Origin of the sequence: Pseudomonas sp. BF-R-30 (assembly GCF_019956175.1) — a bacterium.
In the GTDB taxonomy this organism is placed as follows: Bacteria; Pseudomonadota; Gammaproteobacteria; order Pseudomonadales; family Pseudomonadaceae; genus Aquipseudomonas; species Aquipseudomonas jessenii.
In genome coordinates this window covers 122398-137976 of record NZ_JAHBDE010000022.1, presented here as the reverse complement: position 1 = coordinate 137976, position 15579 = coordinate 122398, and the positions used below count along the sequence as shown (strand labels likewise).

17 protein-coding genes are annotated in these 15579 nt (G+C 61.4%); 1 reads left to right on the top strand and 16 read right to left on the bottom strand.

Features of this window, described 5'->3' with window-relative positions; translation table 11 throughout:
• Positions 1–85: 85 nt before the first annotated feature.
• The 12 genes from KGB20_RS13330 to KGB20_RS13275 all read right to left on the bottom strand — a co-directional run bounded on the left by KGB20_RS13330 (position 86) and on the right by KGB20_RS13275 (position 11546).
• On the bottom strand, positions 86–682 hold the full coding sequence (locus tag KGB20_RS13330; RefSeq protein WP_223532473.1) for an NTP transferase domain-containing protein: 597 nt from the start codon (positions 680–682) through the stop codon (positions 86–88).
• Positions 679–1662, bottom strand: coding sequence for an XdhC family protein (locus tag KGB20_RS13325; protein WP_223532471.1), 984 nt, complete (start codon positions 1660–1662; stop codon positions 679–681). Before KGB20_RS13325 ends, KGB20_RS13330 begins: the two co-directional genes overlap by 4 nt.
• Positions 1662–3983 carry a xanthine dehydrogenase family protein molybdopterin-binding subunit gene (locus tag KGB20_RS13320; RefSeq protein WP_223532469.1) on the bottom strand — a complete coding sequence of 774 codons (2322 nt, stop codon included), beginning with the start codon at positions 3981–3983 and terminating at the stop codon, positions 1662–1664. Before KGB20_RS13320 ends, KGB20_RS13325 begins: the two co-directional genes overlap by 1 nt.
• Positions 3980–4450, bottom strand: coding sequence for a (2Fe-2S)-binding protein (locus KGB20_RS13315; RefSeq protein ID WP_015096391.1), 471 nt, complete (start codon positions 4448–4450; stop codon positions 3980–3982). The genes KGB20_RS13320 and KGB20_RS13315 overlap by 4 nt, the downstream gene beginning before the upstream one ends.
• A 241-nt stretch (positions 4451–4691) precedes the next feature.
• Positions 4692–5711, bottom strand: coding sequence for a UDP-N-acetylmuramate dehydrogenase (gene murB / locus KGB20_RS13310; protein WP_223532467.1), 1020 nt, complete (start codon positions 5709–5711; stop codon positions 4692–4694).
• Positions 5708–6172, bottom strand: coding sequence for a low molecular weight protein-tyrosine-phosphatase (locus KGB20_RS13305; protein ID WP_090457215.1), 465 nt, complete (start codon positions 6170–6172; stop codon positions 5708–5710). The genes murB and KGB20_RS13305 overlap by 4 nt, the downstream gene beginning before the upstream one ends.
• Positions 6172–6936: a 3-deoxy-manno-octulosonate cytidylyltransferase gene (gene kdsB, locus KGB20_RS13300; RefSeq protein ID WP_090457217.1), complete on the bottom strand. Its 765-nt coding sequence runs from the start codon at positions 6934–6936 to the stop codon at positions 6172–6174. Before kdsB ends, KGB20_RS13305 begins: the two co-directional genes overlap by 1 nt.
• Positions 6933–7118 (bottom strand): Trm112 family protein, encoded by a 186-nt coding sequence (locus tag KGB20_RS13295; RefSeq protein WP_003179363.1) that lies wholly within the window; start codon positions 7116–7118, stop codon positions 6933–6935. The genes kdsB and KGB20_RS13295 overlap by 4 nt, the downstream gene beginning before the upstream one ends.
• A 24-nt stretch (positions 7119–7142) precedes the next feature.
• Positions 7143–8153 (bottom strand): tetraacyldisaccharide 4'-kinase, encoded by a 1011-nt coding sequence (gene lpxK / locus KGB20_RS13290; protein WP_223532465.1) that lies wholly within the window; start codon positions 8151–8153, stop codon positions 7143–7145.
• Positions 8153–8581 (bottom strand): ExbD/TolR family protein, encoded by a 429-nt coding sequence (locus KGB20_RS13285; RefSeq protein WP_057713701.1) that lies wholly within the window; start codon positions 8579–8581, stop codon positions 8153–8155. Before KGB20_RS13285 ends, lpxK begins: the two co-directional genes overlap by 1 nt.
• On the bottom strand, positions 8578–9213 hold the full coding sequence (locus KGB20_RS13280) for a MotA/TolQ/ExbB proton channel family protein (protein ID WP_223532463.1): 636 nt from the start codon (positions 9211–9213) through the stop codon (positions 8578–8580). Before KGB20_RS13280 ends, KGB20_RS13285 begins: the two co-directional genes overlap by 4 nt.
• Before the next feature lie 98 nt (positions 9214–9311).
• Positions 9312–11546: a DNA internalization-related competence protein ComEC/Rec2 gene (locus KGB20_RS13275; protein ID WP_223532461.1), complete on the bottom strand. Its 2235-nt coding sequence runs from the start codon at positions 11544–11546 to the stop codon at positions 9312–9314.
• 135 nt (positions 11547–11681) lie between these two features.
• Between KGB20_RS13275 and KGB20_RS13270 the strand changes: the two genes are divergently transcribed.
• On the top strand, positions 11682–12197 hold the full coding sequence (locus KGB20_RS13270; RefSeq protein WP_057713698.1) for a DUF2062 domain-containing protein: 516 nt from the start codon (positions 11682–11684) through the stop codon (positions 12195–12197).
• A gap of 155 nt (positions 12198–12352) precedes the next feature.
• Here KGB20_RS13270 and KGB20_RS13265 read toward each other — a convergent pair whose 3' ends face one another.
• The 4 genes from KGB20_RS13265 to KGB20_RS13250 all read right to left on the bottom strand — a co-directional run bounded on the left by KGB20_RS13265 (position 12353) and on the right by KGB20_RS13250 (position 15520).
• The gene (locus KGB20_RS13265) at positions 12353–13132 is read right to left on the bottom strand and encodes an ABC transporter permease (protein WP_046037490.1); all 780 of its coding nucleotides are present in this window, start codon (positions 13130–13132) and stop codon (positions 12353–12355) included.
• Positions 13129–14061 (bottom strand): ABC transporter ATP-binding protein, encoded by a 933-nt coding sequence (locus tag KGB20_RS13260; RefSeq protein WP_057713696.1) that lies wholly within the window; start codon positions 14059–14061, stop codon positions 13129–13131. Before KGB20_RS13260 ends, KGB20_RS13265 begins: the two co-directional genes overlap by 4 nt.
• A gap of 132 nt (positions 14062–14193) precedes the next feature.
• On the bottom strand, positions 14194–14817 hold the full coding sequence (locus tag KGB20_RS13255) for a glutathione S-transferase family protein (protein WP_223532459.1): 624 nt from the start codon (positions 14815–14817) through the stop codon (positions 14194–14196).
• 43 nt (positions 14818–14860) lie between these two features.
• Complete coding sequence (locus KGB20_RS13250; RefSeq protein WP_057713694.1) at positions 14861–15520, bottom strand: transglutaminase-like domain-containing protein; 660 nt, start codon at positions 15518–15520, stop codon at positions 14861–14863.
• Between the last annotated feature and the right edge of the window lie 59 nt (positions 15521–15579).

The window sequence follows — 15579 nt, the reverse complement described above, 5'->3', positions numbered from 1 at the left end:
TGGATCAGATTGCATCTCTGTTGGATGCCAGATTGCTATCGCGAGCAGGCTCGCTCCTACAGGGGATCCAGGCTGGCCTGAAGGTCTAGGCAGGCTTGAAGATCAATGCCTGCGGCACATCCACATCCCACACCACACCAGGATCATCCACGCTCACTTCAACCACCCGCCCTTGGGCGAACAGCGGCTTGGCGCCGCGATCCCCCGATAGCGCCATCAACCCCGCCGCGAAGTCCCGTCCGAACCCGACCGGATGCCCGTACCCGCCGTCCTGCACGGGCACGCTGATACTGTCATCGCCAATCCCCGCCACCACTTGCTCGATACTCGATGGCAGGATGAACGGCATATCCCCCAGCACCATCAGCCAGCCATCGAGGTGCTTGCAGGCAGCGACTCCCGCGGCAATGCTGTCGCCCATTCCCGTCGATTCGATCAGCACAATCTCGCAGCCATAGGCCTGAGCCATGCGAATCACTTGCGGGCGGTCAGCAGTGGTCACCAGTACGCGCTTGTCCAGCGTCGCCGGCAGGTTGACCAATGTGTGCTCAATGACGGACCGCACCACGCCGTCACACCCGGTGCAATCGGCCACCAACTTATCCTTTTCGGCACCCGCCACCTGACGAAACCGGCTGCCCTGCCCCGCTGCCAACACGATAACGCCGATGGATTTGCTCATACGCTCTCCCGCAGGACTTTCTTCTGCTTCAGTTCGATGCCGTTTTTGACCGCCACGATTTCCGCCATGAGCGACAAGGCAATTTCCGCTGGATTATGACTGCCGATGTGCAAACCGATCGGGCCATGCAAGCGGTCAATCGCCGATTGCGACAAACCCAGTTGAGCCAGGTTTTCCCGGCGCTTCTGGCTGTTGACCCGCGACCCCAGCGCTCCGACGTAAAAAGCCCTGGAATCCAGGGCCGTGAGCAGCGCCATGTCATCCAGACGCGGATCATGGGTCAAGGCCACGATAGCCGTGCGTTCATCGGTCTGGATATTCAATACCGCCTCATCCGGCATGCCCGAAACGAATCGTCCGTGCTGTTCCTCCCAGCCGTAGACGAACTCGCTACGCGGGTCGCAAATCAGCACCTCGAAATCCAGCAGCCGGGCCATTTGCGCCACATAGCGCGACAGCTGCCCAGCGCCGATCAGCAGCAAGCGCCAGCGCGGGCCATGGATCACCCGCAGGGTCTGCCCGTCGAACGTCAACACGTCATCTTTACTGGCCGGCTGCAAAAGTACTTCGCCGGTGGTCAGGTTCAGTTCACGCGCAACGATTTCATGGGCCTCGCAACGGGCGAGCAATTGCTCGACCCAATCCCCATCGTCGATACGCTCCTCGGTCAAGCGCAAGGTGCCACCGCAGGGCAAGCCGAAACGTGCGGCTTCCTCGCGGGTCACGCCGTAGGTGATCAATTGCACCGGCGGCCCGTCAAGTGCGAGGCGTCCGTCGTGCAGCCGGGCAATCAAGTCATCTTCGACACACCCGCCCGAGACCGAACCAATCACCATGCCGTCTTCGCGCAGGGCCAGCATGGCGCCGGGTGCCCGGGGCGCAGTGCCCCAGGTTTCGACCACGCTGTACAACACCACCCGCTGACCGGCGCGATGCCATTGCAACACGCTGCGCAGGACGTTCAGATCGGCGCTGTCCATCAGGCGCCGGCCTTCTGCCAACCCGACAGCTGATAACGAACCGGCAGATTGCGGATGCGTTTGCCGGTGGCGGCGAAGATCGCGTTGCACAGTGCCGGCGCAATCGGTGGCACGCCCGGTTCACCCACACCACCCAACGGGACATTGCCCGGCGGCGTCACCAGATGCACCGCCACTTCCTTCGGCGCCAAGGACATGCGCGCCACTTCGTACATATGGAAGTTATCCTGCTGGACCTTGCCGTCCTTGAAGCTGATTTCCCCCAGCACCGCATTACCCAGGCCCATGACGCAGGCGCCTTCGAATTGCGCGCGAATCCGCTCGGGGTTGATCTGCGGCCCGCAATCGACGGCGATGTCAGCCTTGTGCACCACCAGCGTACCGTCGTCCTTGACCTCCACCTCGATCACCGCCGCCACATACGTCACGAAGCTGTAATGCACTGCCAGGCCCAGGCCGCGTCCCTTGGGCAACTCACGCCCCCAACCGGCGGCTTTGGCGGCGGTCTCCAGTACCGTGCGCAGGCGCGCGGTGTCGATCGGATAACGCTCAGGGGATTCTCCGTAGTTCCACTCTTCACTCAAGGTACGCGGATCGATCTGACGGTCCGGGCCGAGCAATCTGATCTGGTACTTCAGCGGATCCTGCCCGGCCTTGTGCGCCAGTTCATCGATAAAACTCTGGATCGCGAAACCATGGGGAATGTTCGACACCGAGCGATACCAACCTACCCGGGTATGCACCGTTGCCTCGGGGTTTTCCAGGCGAATGTTGGGAATCGCATACGCCATGTTGGTGAACCCCATGCCCAGTTCGAACGCCGCCTCATGGTTCATGCCCGGCGCAAACAACGCGGTGATGCTCGGTGCCACCGTACGGTGCAACCAGCCGGATGGCAGGCCATCCTTGTTCAGGCTGGCCTTGAGGTATTCGGCCGACACGGTGTGAAAATAGGAACAGTGGATGTCGTCTTCGCGGGTCCATTGCACCCGCACCGCTTTGCCGGGGAATTCCTTGGCGAGGATGGCGGCCTCGATGATGAAGTCAGGCTTGGACTTGCGCCCGAACCCGCCCCCGAGCAGAGTCACGTTGAACGTGACCTTGTCGAATGGCAGCCCCAGGCGCTCACCGATCCGTTCCCGGGTGACCTGCGGCGCCTGGCTTGGCCCCCAGGCTTGGCACGCACCGTCCTTGAACCGCGCAATGGCGACCATCGGTTCCATCGGCGACTGTGACAAATGCGGCAAGTAGTAGGAGGCTTCCAGCGTGCTATCGGCGCTGGCCATGGCCTCATCGAGGTTGCCGGTATTGCGCACCACCTTGCCGGGCTTGAGCGAGGCGGCTTCGAGTTCCTTGCGATAGGCAATCGAGTCGTAGCTGGCGTTGGGGCCGTCGTCCCATTCGATTTTCAGTGCCTCGCGGCCCTTTATCGCCGCCCAGGTATTGCTCGCCACCACGGCGATGCCGCCCAGGGGTTGGAACTCCGAAGGCAACGGACGGCTTTCGATCTGTACCACTTTGACCACGCCAGGGACTTTCATCGCCGCGCTGCCATCGAAGCTTTTGACCTTGCCGCCATACACCGTGGGCCGCGCAATGGTCGCGTACAGCATGCCGTCGAAATGCACGTCGGCGCCGTACACCGCACGACCATTGACGATGTCTTCACCGTCGATGGCCTTGGTGCCTTCCTTACCGATATATCGAAATTCCGAAGGTTGCTTGAGTCTCAGGCTTTCTCGCGCAGGCACGGCCAAAGCGCCAGCGGCGGCGGCCAGCGCGCCATAGCCCAGATCGCGGCCCGACGGTTTATGAATGACTTTATGAAGTTGCGCCTGGCACTCGCCGACTGACACTTTCCATTGGTCAGCGGCGGCTTGTTCCAGCATCGCGCGTGCGGCGGCACCGCAGCGACGCATCGGCTCGTACCAGTGACGCATGCTGCGCGAGCCGTCGGTGTCCTGGTTGCCGAAGCGCACTTCATCGCCGGGGGCCTGCTGTACCTTGACCATCGCCCAGTCGGCTTCCAGTTCATCGGCCACCACCATGGTCAAGCTGGTTCGCACGCCCTGGCCCATCTCCGAGCGGTTGCAGATAACGGTCACCGTGCCATCGGCGGCGATACTCACATAGACTTTCGGATCGTCGACCCAGCCGTGGGGCATGCCGTCGGCGCCGAACTTCTTCTCTTTCTCTTCGGCAAACGCGTCTTGCCAGCCCCAACTCGCGGCGACCACCAGCGCACCGGTCGCCCCCACGCCCTTGAGAAAACCACGGCGACTGAGGTTGCTCAGGGCGAAATCATTCGGTAACCGGCTCATGCCTTGGCCTCCTTCAGGTGAGTGGAAGCCTGACGGATCGCGGTCTTGATACGGTTATAGGTGCCGCAGCGGCAGATGTTGCCGACCATGGCTTCTTCGATCTGCTCGTCGCTCGGGTTCGGATGGGTCTTGAGCAGCGCCGTCGCCGACATGATTTGCCCGCCCTGGCAGAAGCCGCATTGAGCCACTGCCGTGTCGAGCCAGGCTTGCTGCACGACTTTGCCGATCGGATCGGCGTGCAGGTTGTCGATGGTGCTGACATTCTGCCCGACGACTGAACCGATGGGCGTAATGCAACTGCGTGCCGGAGCTCCTTCGATATGAATGGTACAGGCGCCGCACAGGCCCATGCCGCAGCCGAACTTGGTGCCGTTGTAACCGGCCACGTCGCGGATCGCCCAGAGCAGCGGCATGTCCTCGGTGACGTCGAGTTGATGGTCTTGACCATTGAGTTTTAGGGTAATCATGGGCACGCCCGCATAGGTCTTGAGTTATGGGGTCGAGCAATCTGCCGCTGGATCTCGGTGGGTCGCACGCAGATCGACTCAGGCTAATGGGCTCTCTTATGCGGACGCAAACGGTCTGCACCGGGCCTTTGGTGGAGCAAGAGTGTGCATCGTTAGCTGACTAAGTTAACCGAGCATTAACAAAAAAGCCCTGCACAATAAACATTGTGCAGGGCTTTTTGATCCGTCTTGAAAGCTTAGCTCAATACCGGTTCGGCTCCATTTCCAGATCGACATGGAAACGCTCGAGAATGTCTTTCTGGATGCGCTGCGCCAGATTCAGCAGTTGCAGGCCCGTCGCGCCTCCATAGTTGACCAGCACCAGCGCCTGTAATTTATGCACGCCAGCATCAGCTTCACGGAAACCTTTCCACCCTGCCCGCTCGATCAGCCAACCGGCGGCCAGTTTCATCTGCCCGTCGGGTTGCGCATAGGCCACCAGGTCCGGGTATTCACCCTTGAGCCGTGCAGCCAGCGCCGACGACACCAAAGGGTTCTTGAAAAAGCTGCCGGCATTGCCGAGTACGGCCGGGTCCGGGAGTTTTTCGTTGCGGATGCTGCAAATGGCCTGGCTGACATCGCTGGCGGTCGGATGCTCGATGCCTTGTTCGGTCAGGCGCTGGCGCACCGGGCCGTACTCCAGGTGCAAATGCGCGGCGCGGTCGAGGACGAAACGCACACGTAGAATCAACCAACGCCCCGGCTCCTGCTTGAACAGGCTGTCGCGGTAGGCGAAGTTGCACTCTTGCAGGGTAAAGTCGCGCAGTTTGCCGGTCTGGCGATCGAGGGCGGTCAGGCCGGCGAACACATCCTTGATCTCGACGCCATAAGCGCCAATGTTCTGCATCGGTGCCGCACCGACAGTGCCGGGAATCAGGCTGAGATTTTCCAGGCCGGACAGCCCCAGGGACAGTGTGTGTTGCACAAATGGATGCCAGGGCTCGCCCGCCTCGGCCTCGATCACCACTTTGCCGCCCTCATCGCTCAGCACGCGAATCCCGCGCGTGGCCATGCGCAGTACCAGTGATTCGATATCCGCCGTCAGCAACAGGTTGCTGCCGCCGCCGATCACCAGCACCGGGACCTTGTACTCCAGCCCGTAGGCCAGAGCTTCGCGCACATCGGCGTCGCTATGGGCCTCGGCAAACAGCCGGGCCTGGACATCCACGCCAAAGCTGTTGAACGGTTTGAGCGAAACCTGTGATTGAACCTGCAAACTCATAACCGCCCCTTCAATTCGATCACCAGTAAATCACTGGCGTGCTCGATCAGGTCCAGCACCTGCTCGAAGCCTTGTTCGCCGTCGTAGTACGGGTCCGGCACTTCATCGACTGGCGACTGGTAGCGACGCAGGAACAGGTCCAGCTCGGCCTTGCCCTTGGCCGGCTGCAAGGCCTTGAGGTTGCGCAGGTTGCTGTTATCCATCGCCAGGATCAGGTCGTAGGTGGCGAAATCGGCACGGCTGACTTGCCGGGCGCGCTGGGCGGACAAGTCATAACCGCGCAGCTTCGCCGCGGCCTGACTGCGCTTGTCCGGCGCCTTGCCGACATGCCAGTCACCGGTGCCGGCGGAGGCCACTTCAACCTGATCGGCCAAGCCGGCCTCGCGCAGCTTATGCCGCAGCACGCCTTCGGCCGTGGGCGAGCGACAGATGTTGCCCAGGCAGACAAACAGAACCCGCATCACGCCTCCAGCAGGCGACGAACGCGCTCAAGGTCTTCAACGGTGTCGACACCGGGTGGCGGCGCGATCAGTGCATCGGCGACGTGAATTCGTACGCCGTGCCACAGCGCACGCAGCTGTTCCAGACACTCGGTGTTTTCCAGCCAGCATGGACCCCAGCTGACGAAATCCTGCAGGAATCCGGCGCGATAGGCATAAATGCCGATATGGCGGCGGTACGGCACACCTTCGGGCAACTGCTCACGGTTCACGGCGAAGGCATCCCGCGCCCAGGGCAAGGTAGAACGGCTGAACGTCAGCGCCAGGCCATTGAGGTCGCTGACGACCTTGACCACGTTGGGATTGAACAGGGTGTCCACGTCTTCGATCGGCTCGGCCAGGGTGGCCATGCGCGCTTCGGCGTGGGCTGCCAGGTTGGCGGCCACCTGATCGATCACGTTCGGCGGGATCAGCGGCTCGTCGCCCTGGACGTTGACCACGATTGCGTCGGGCGCCAGGCCCAGCTTCATCGCGACTTCGGCCAGGCGATCGGTGCCGGAGTTGTGATCTTCACGGGTCAGCACCACTTCGGCGCCAAAGCCATTGCAGGCCTCGACGATGCGCGCGTCGTCGGTGGCCACCACTACCCGCTCGGCGCTGCTTTTGCTCGCCTGTTCCCAGACGTGCTGGATCATCGGCTTGCCGGCGATCAGCAGCAGCGGCTTGCCGGGCAGGCGTGTGGAGGCGTAACGCGATGGAATGACGACGGTAAAGGCTGTGGTCATTTATCCAGGCGCTCGTCGGTGGTCAGGGTGCGCGCTTCGGATTCGAGCATCACCGGGATGCCGTCGCGAATCGGGTAGGCCAGGCCTGCGCCCTTGCTGATCAGCTCGGTCTTGTCGGCGCTGAGCTTGAGCGGGCCTTTGCAGACCGGGCAAGCGAGGATATCGAGCAATTTGGTGTCCATGAGCATTCCCTGGAAAAAACGGAGTTAAGGCAACAAACGAGCCGGCAGCAGGCGCATCAACTGCGTGTCGAACCAGGCCACGAAGGCCGGCGACGGCACAGCATCGACCGCCAGGTACCACCAGTCGGCGGCGGCAAAGGCACGGCATTTCACCGCGTCCTTTTCCGTCATCACCAACGGCAATGACGGCGTGAAATTCAACGCCTCCACGCTGTATTCGGCGTGGTCGGCAAACGCATGTGGAACCGGCTGCCAGTGTAGCGTTTCGAGGGTCTTGAAGAAACGTTGTGGATTACCGATGCCGGCCACCGCGTGCACGGCCTGGCCTGCGCCAAAGTGGTCGAGGGGACGCCGTTCGCCGCTGAGCAGGTTGACCAGCGCGGTGGGTTGCAACAGGAAGGCAAATCCATCATCGCGGTCGGCCACGGCACCGTTGTAGAGGACCGCGTCGACGCTTTGCAGGCGCTCGACCGGCTCACGCAATGGCCCGGCAGGCAGGCAACGGCGATTGCCCAGGCCACGGGCGGCGTCGATCAGCACCAGTTCCAGGTCACGGGCCATGCGGTAGTGCTGCATGCCGTCGTCGGACAGGATCAGGTCCAGCGGCTCACTGGCCAACAAGGCTTTGACGGCGTTGCTGCGATTGGGGTCGATCATCAGCGGTACGCCCGTGCGCTGGACGATCAGCAACGGCTCGTCACCGGCGACCTCGGCGCCTTGCTCGGCCTCGACTCGCCATGGCAATTGCGGCGGTTTGGCGCCGTAGCCGCGGCTGACCACGCCGACCCGCAGGCCGCTGCGCTGGCAGTGCTCGATCATCCACAGAATCAGCGGTGTCTTGCCGGTGCCACCCACGGTGATGTTGCCGACCACGATCAACGGCACCGGTGGCTGATAGATCTCGCCCTCACCGGCCAGAAAGCGCTTGCGCTTGTTCATGACCACGCGCCGGTACAGCCATTCCAGTGGCTGCAACAGTTTCAGGGCCGGATGACCTGCGTACCACGCGGCGAGCAATCGATCGGACATGGCCATCAGGACGCGGGGGGCGCCGCTTCGACAGTGGTCATGCGCAAATGGCTGAAACCGAGCTTGCCGGCCGCATCCATGGCGGTGATGACGGACTGATGCTGTGTCTTGCCATCAGCGCTGATCGACAGTGGCCGGTTGGTGTCGCCATTGGCTTCCTTCTGCAGCGCGTCCATCAGCGAAGCCAGGTCGCTTTTCGGCAGGATCTGGTTGTTCACCGAGAACACGCCGTCGGCACTGATGGCGATGTCCAGAGGCTTGTTCTGATCGTCGGCCGGCGCGCCGCTGACCGCTTCCGGCAGATCGACGCGCAGCTGGGTTTCACGGGTGAAGGTGGTGGTCACGACAAAAAACAGTAGCAGGATGAACACCACGTCGATCAGCGACGCGAGGTTGATGTCCACCGTTTCCCGTGGTTTGCGGCGGAATTTCACGCTTTGCTCCCGGCCAGGTCCACGTCGCGGTCGCCCTGCACTACCTCGACCAGTTTGATCGCTTCCTGCTCCATCCCTACCACCAGTTCATCGATCCGGCGTTGCAGGAATCGATGGAAGAATACCGCCGGGATACCAACCATCAAACCGGCAGCCGTGGTGATCAGGGCCTTGGAAATACCACCGGCCAGTACCGAGGCGTTGGTGGTCATGCCTGAGCCTGTGAACGCGCTGAAAATATCGATCATGCCCAGCACGGTACCGAGCAAGCCCAGCAACGGGGCCATGGCAGCAATGGTGCCCAGGGCGTTGACGTAGCGTTCGAGCTCATGGATGACCCGTTGAGCGGCCTCTTCGATGCACTCCTTCATGATCTCGCGACCATGCTTGGAGTTGGCCAGGCCGGCCGCCAGGATCTCGCCCAAAGGCGAATTGGTGCGCAGTTCCTTGAGCTTTTCCTTATTGAGCTGTTTGTCCTTGATCCAGACCCATACCTGCCCGAGCAAGTGCTCCGGGGTCACGCGGCTGGCCCGCAGGGTCCACAGACGCTCGGCAACGATCGCCATGGCCGCGATGGAACTCAAAATGATCGGCAGCATCATCCAGCCGCCGGATTTGACCAATTCCCACACAGTGACAGCCCCCTCGAAAAAGTGCGCCACTCTAACATAGGGGGTGGACGCACCGAAGACCGTGATGTCGCATCCGGTCGGGCTTTGATAACGCTCGGTTATGGGTTCAAGGGCGGCGGATCGCGCCAGAAACGCCGTTCCTGGCGCAATGACCACGGCGGCTCGAAGCGTCCCAGTTGCAGACGAATGGCACCCTGTTCGACGCTGTCGTAGATCGCCATTCCACGTTTTTGATAACGCGCGATGACCGTGGGATGCGGATGGCCAAACGAATTGCCCTGCCCGCGGGAGATCAGCGCACCTTTGGGTTGCAGGACATCCAGCAGGGCATTGGACGACGAGCTGCGACTGCCGTGGTGTGGCGCCTGCAGCCAATCGGTGGGCCGGGCCAACGGACTGTCCAGCAGGGCTCTCTCGGCGGCGGCATCGATGTCGCCACTCAACAGCAACCGTTCGCCATTGGCCTCGATCAGCAAGACACAAGAGTTCTGGTTGCTGTCGCCGGCCAATGGCCAGTGCCAAAGCTGGAAATCGACTTCATCCCAGGTCCACCGCCGACCGCTCTCACATCTCCCGGCCTGCAGTTGCGCAGGCAAGTCTGACGGTTCACCACTGACCACCTGTTTCACCGGCAACCCCCTGGCAATCGCCGGGGCACCGCCGGCATGATCGGCGTGGGCGTGGCTGATCAGCATCAGGTCTATGCCCTTCACCCCCAGTTTGCGCAATGCCGGCAGCACCACCCGTTCCCCCTGGTCGAGTTCTCCGAAACGCGGTCCGGCGTCATACAGCAACGTGTGATGCCTAGTGCGCACCAGGATCGCCAGGCCTTGACCGACATCCAGTTGCCAGACTTCCGCCATGCCCTCCTGCAACATCGGCCTGGGCGAAAAAACCAGCATCAACAGCATGGGCCACCCTAACGGGCGCATCGGCAAGCCTCGCGGCAGCAAGAGCAAAAAGGCGCCAAAAGCACCGATTGCCCAGGCCCATAGCGGGACCGCCGCGGGCACCCACGCAGGAACCTGACCGGAGACGAACCCCAAGCCGCTGAACCAACCGTCGATCAGACCGCCCGCCAGCCACAGCAATTTCTCACCCACATAAGGCACCGGCAGCAACAGCGTCCCGAGCAACGCCGGTGGCAGTACCACCAGACTGATCCAGGGCACCGCAAACAAATTGGCCAGCGGCCCGCTCAGACTGATTGGCAACCCCAGTGCCAATAACAACGGGCACAGCCCGATTGCAATCAGCCACTGGGCACGGGTCCAGGTCTGCCACCAACGCCACGGCCCCAAACGTCCGCCGAAGGTCAATATCAAGACTGCCACGGCCGCGAAAGACAGCCAGAAACCAGGCTGGAGACTCGCCAGCGGCGCCAGCAGCAAAATGCCGTTGAGTGCCAACAACAGTGGCCACCACGCACCGAGATGACGGAACCGCAGACGCCACAACAACACCAGACCAATCATCAAGCAGGCCCGTCGCACCGGCACCTCGAAACCGGCCAGCATCCCGTAACCGAGCGCAGCGGCGAATGCCAGGCCACACGCCCAGGGCAACCATGGCAGACGGTTCGGCCATAACCCAAAGCGGGCCAGGCCGGCGATCAGCAGATACACGACGCCCGCCAGCAATCCGATGTGCTGCCCGGAAATCACCAACAGATGAACCGTGCCGGTGTCCTGCAATACCTGCCAGTCTTCGCGACTCAACCCGGCGCCGTCCCCGAGCACCAACGCCGTCAACGCGCCGTTTCGCCCTTGGGCATCCACCGCCAGCAAACGCTGACGGATTGCATCGCGCCAGGCCCACTGGGCTGGCGCAAGGCGTTCGCCCTGCTTGATCGTCCCGGTCGCCCCGATGCGTTGTGCCAGCAACCAGGCCTGGTAGTCGAAGGCCTGCGGATTGAGCAGCCCGACCGGACGCTTCAACTTGACTGCCAGGCGCCAGCGCTCGCCACTGTTCACCGGCGGCCCGCCATACCAGGCCAGACGCATTTGCTGCGGCAGCCGGGTACGTCGGGACTGGATGTCGGTCAACTCGAAACGCACGACACCGTCGTCATGCCGGGGCAAGCCAGTGACCCGCCCTTCGACCCAACGGGTTTCTCCGTCCAGCGCCGGCGGTAACCGGTCATCCAGCGCCCATTGCGCATTCGCGCAGGCCCAACTCAAGCCGAACAAGTAAAACGCCACCGGATAAGTCCTGAACGGCAGCAACATCAAACCCGCCACCGGCATCGCCAGCCATAACCAGACCGGCGGTAATGCCGGTAAAAAACGCAAGGTCAAAAGACCCAACGCCAGCGCCATCATCCCTGTGCGCATAAGCCCGTCCTTGAAAGTCCCCTTCAAGGCTTAGCCCGCTCGTCCCATGGGCGCCGTCAATAATTGTCACAAAATCTGAATAGGCAGTTCATGGAATCCAGACATACTTGCCGCCCTGACCGACCGAGAAGCCTTATGCCCCGGCGCTTATTCAAACGCTACATGCCAGACCCGATGAGCATCAGGGAACACAAGTCCTTACGCTTTCTCGGCACGCTGTTGCATGACCCGAACCTGTGGCACCTCAACCGCCACTCCGTTGCCCGCGCCATGGCGGTGGGGCTGTTCGCCGCGTTCCTGCCGATCCCGCTACAGATGCTGCTGGCGGCAATCCTCGCCATCATCGTGCGCGGCAACATGCCGATTGCCGTGAGCCTGGTCTGGCTGACCAACCCGATCACCATGCCTGCCGTGTTCTTCTGCACTTACCAGACCGGCGCCTGGCTGATGGACGTTCCCGCCCGACAGTTGCCGGACTCACTGAACTGGGAATGGATCACGGGTGAAATCTCGACCTTGTGGCAACCGTTTCTGTTGGGCTCGGTGGTAACTGGGCTGGTACTCGGCGCACTGGCCTACTTTCTGGTGATGATGTATTGGCGCTGGTGGGTGGCCAGGCAGTGGAAGCGGCGCAAGAAGAGCCGGATGTGAGAATGCAAAACGGCCTCCACTTGGGAGGCCGTTTTTTTTGTGGTGTCCGGGCTGACGCTTTCGCGAGCAGGCTCGCTCCCACATTCAATCTACGCGGCGAACAAGATCCCCTGTGGGAGCGAGCCTGCTCGCGATTGAAAGCAACGCGGTATCCCTTAAGTCCGCATCCCGCGCCCGCTGACCAGCAACCTTGCACTACCGAGATACAGCACCGCGGTCGCAACCAGCATGAAGGCGATGGCCACGCTGATGCGGATATCCGATACGCCAAGGATGCCGTAGCGGAACGCGTTGACCATGTGCAGCACCGGGTTGGCCAGGGACACGGTCTGCCAGAACGGTGGCAGCAAGGTGATCGAGTAGAAGACCCCGCCCAGGTAGGTCAGTGGCGTCAGCACGAAAGTCGGGATGATCGAAATGTCATCGAAGTTGCGCGCAAACACGGCGTTGATGAAGCCCAGCAACGAGAAGATGGTCGCGGTCAGCACCACCACCAGAATGGTCACGCCCAGGTGATGCACCTGCAAATGGGTGAAGAACAGCGACAGCAGGGTCACGATGATCCCCACCATCAAGCCGCGTAGCACACCGCCCAGGGTGTAGCCGATCAGGATGGTGTGCGGCGACAACGGCGAGACCATCAATTCTTCAATGGACCGCTGGAACTTGCTGCCGAAGAAACTCGACACCACGTTGCCATAGGAGTTGGTGATCACCGACATCATGATCAGCCCCGGCACGATGTACTCCATGTAAGTGAAGCCACCCATGTCGCCGATCTGCCGACCAATCAGATTACCGAAGATCACGAAGTACAGGACCATGGTGATGGCCGGCGGCAGCAGGGTCTGGGGCCAGATCCGGGTGAAACGCCGGACTTCACGGTAAACGATGGTGTTGAGGGCAACGAGGTTGGGGCGCAGCTCGGAACTCATACCGCCACCTTCGACAGATTTTTCTCCACCAGGGACACGAACAACTCCTCGAGGCGATTGGTTTTGTTACGCAGGCTCAGCACTTCGATGTTCTGCTGCGCCAACTGGGTGAACAGCGCGGTGATACCCATGGACTTTTCCACCTGGACTTCCAGGGTGTGGCTGTCGATCAGCCGGGACGGATAGCCGAGCAACTGCGGCGCAGCTGGCAGGTCGCCCTTGAGGTCCAGCAGGAAGGTTTCGACATGCAGCTGGCTGAGCAACTGCCGCATGCTGGTGTTCTCGACGATGGTGCCGTGGTCGATGATGCCGATGTTGCGGCACAACTGCTCAGCCTCTTCCAGATAGTGGGTCGTGAGGATGATGGTGATGCCTTTCTGGTTCAGCTCGGTGAGGAAGCTCCACATCGAGCGACGCAGCTCGATGTCCACCCCGGCGGTCGGCTCGTCGAGGATCAACAGGCGCGGTTCATGAACCAGCGCGCGGGCGATCATCAGGCGACGCTTCATACCGCCGGACAGCGAGCGCGATGGCACGTCCTTCTTGTCCCACAGGCCGAGCTGGGTCAGGTACTGTTCGGCGCGTTCCTTGGCGATTTTCGCCGGGATGCCGTAGTAGCCGGCCTGGGTCACGACGATGTCGAAGGTCTTTTCGAACTGGTTGAAGTTGAATTCCTGAGGCACCACGCCGATGGAGCGTTTGAGCTGCGCAGGATTCCTGTCCAGGTCGTGACCGAAGATGTTCACCGTGCCGCTGGTCTTGTTCACCAGGGTCGAGAGAATGCCGATGGTCGTGGACTTGCCGGCGCCGTTCGGGCCGAGCAAGGCGAAAAAGTCACCTTCGGCGACATCCAGATCGATACCACTCAGGGCCTGGAAACCGTTGCCGTAGGTTTTGGTTAGCTGCCGGATGGACAGAGCGGAACTCATATCTGATTTACGCACCAAGAAGGGAAGAAAAGGATAAGTATGGGCGGCGGCGAACAATACAACCGCAGCGGAGTGGCACAATGGTGCTTGTCGCCGCCACACAAGTACAGTCAAGCGTGTCGATAGTGAGTATTAAGTCAACGCGGTCATGACCGCCTTTTGATACGCCGGACGCTGTTTCAACCGGCCATACCAGGCCTGCAGATGCGGTTGTGGCGCACGATCGATCGGCATCTCGAACCAGGCATAAATGAAACTGCCCAGGGGAATATCGCCCATGCCGATCTCGTCTCCGGACAGGTAGGGCTTGTTCGCCAACGCCTGATCGGCCATTGCCAGCAGCGTGTCGCACTCCTTGATCGCGGCCTTGATGGCGGGCCAGTCCTGCTGGTCTGCCGGGGTACGCAGCACACCCCAGAACACGGTACGGAACGGGCCGGCAAAGCTTGAGGTGGTCCAGTCCATCCACTTGTCGGCAGTGGCCCGCGCCTTGGGACTATTCGGGTACCAGGCCGTGCCGCCGGCATGCAAGGCCATCAGGTAACGCACGATGGCGTTGGACTCCCACAACACAAAACCGTCGTCTTCAATGACAGGCACGCGACCATTGGGATTCATGGCGCGGTATTCGGGTGTATCGACGACACCAAAGGCGCCACCGGCATCGATCGCCTCGTAGGCCAGTCCCAGTTCTTCGGCGGCCCACAATGGTTTTCTGACATTCGACGAGTTTTTCCGACCCCAGATCTTCAGCATGACCGCCTCTTTTTCGGTAAGTGGGCAGGCAGCATACGCCGGATCAGGCGCGACTCAAATCGCTCTGCATATCGCCCAATAGTGGTTGCTGTTGCTCACCGAACAGGTGCGGATAGCACTTTTCCAGGTGTTCGAAAAAGAACGCTTCAGGTACGTCGGCGAACTGGCCGTGATCGACCAGGTACTCCATCAGCTTCGCGCCATCGCGGTTGAAGGGATGAAAAACGCTGTCGTTGATCCCGTCGAATTCCAGCGGCGCCACATTGAACAGGTCGCAGAGTTTGCGGTTGAACGCGGGTGTCGCCTTGACCCAGCGATCCTGCAAGTAAAACTCGGTGTAGCCGTGCATGGCGAACATGTCGCTCTTGAGCAATTCGAGCAGCCGTGGCGTCGACAAATGATTGCGCACATCCGCCAGGCCGATCCGCGCGGGAATCCCGCAATGCCGCGCTGCACCTGCCAGCAACGTGGCCTTGGGCACGCAGTAACTCTCCCCGGCCGCCAGCGCATAACTGCCGCGCAGGGTCTGCGGGTCGCGACTGAACGTGTACGGGTTGTAGCGCACCGCTTCGCGCACGGCGTAATAGAGACTGATCGCCTGCTCTAGCGGATCGCGACTGGCGCCACGGTGCTTTTCGGCGAACTCCACCACGGACGGATGGTCACTATCGATGAAGCGGCCGGGACTCAGATACTCGCGCATGAAAATAATCTCCTGGGGAAGCTCCGAGTCTAGCGAGAGCTTCAGCACAGAGATAACGA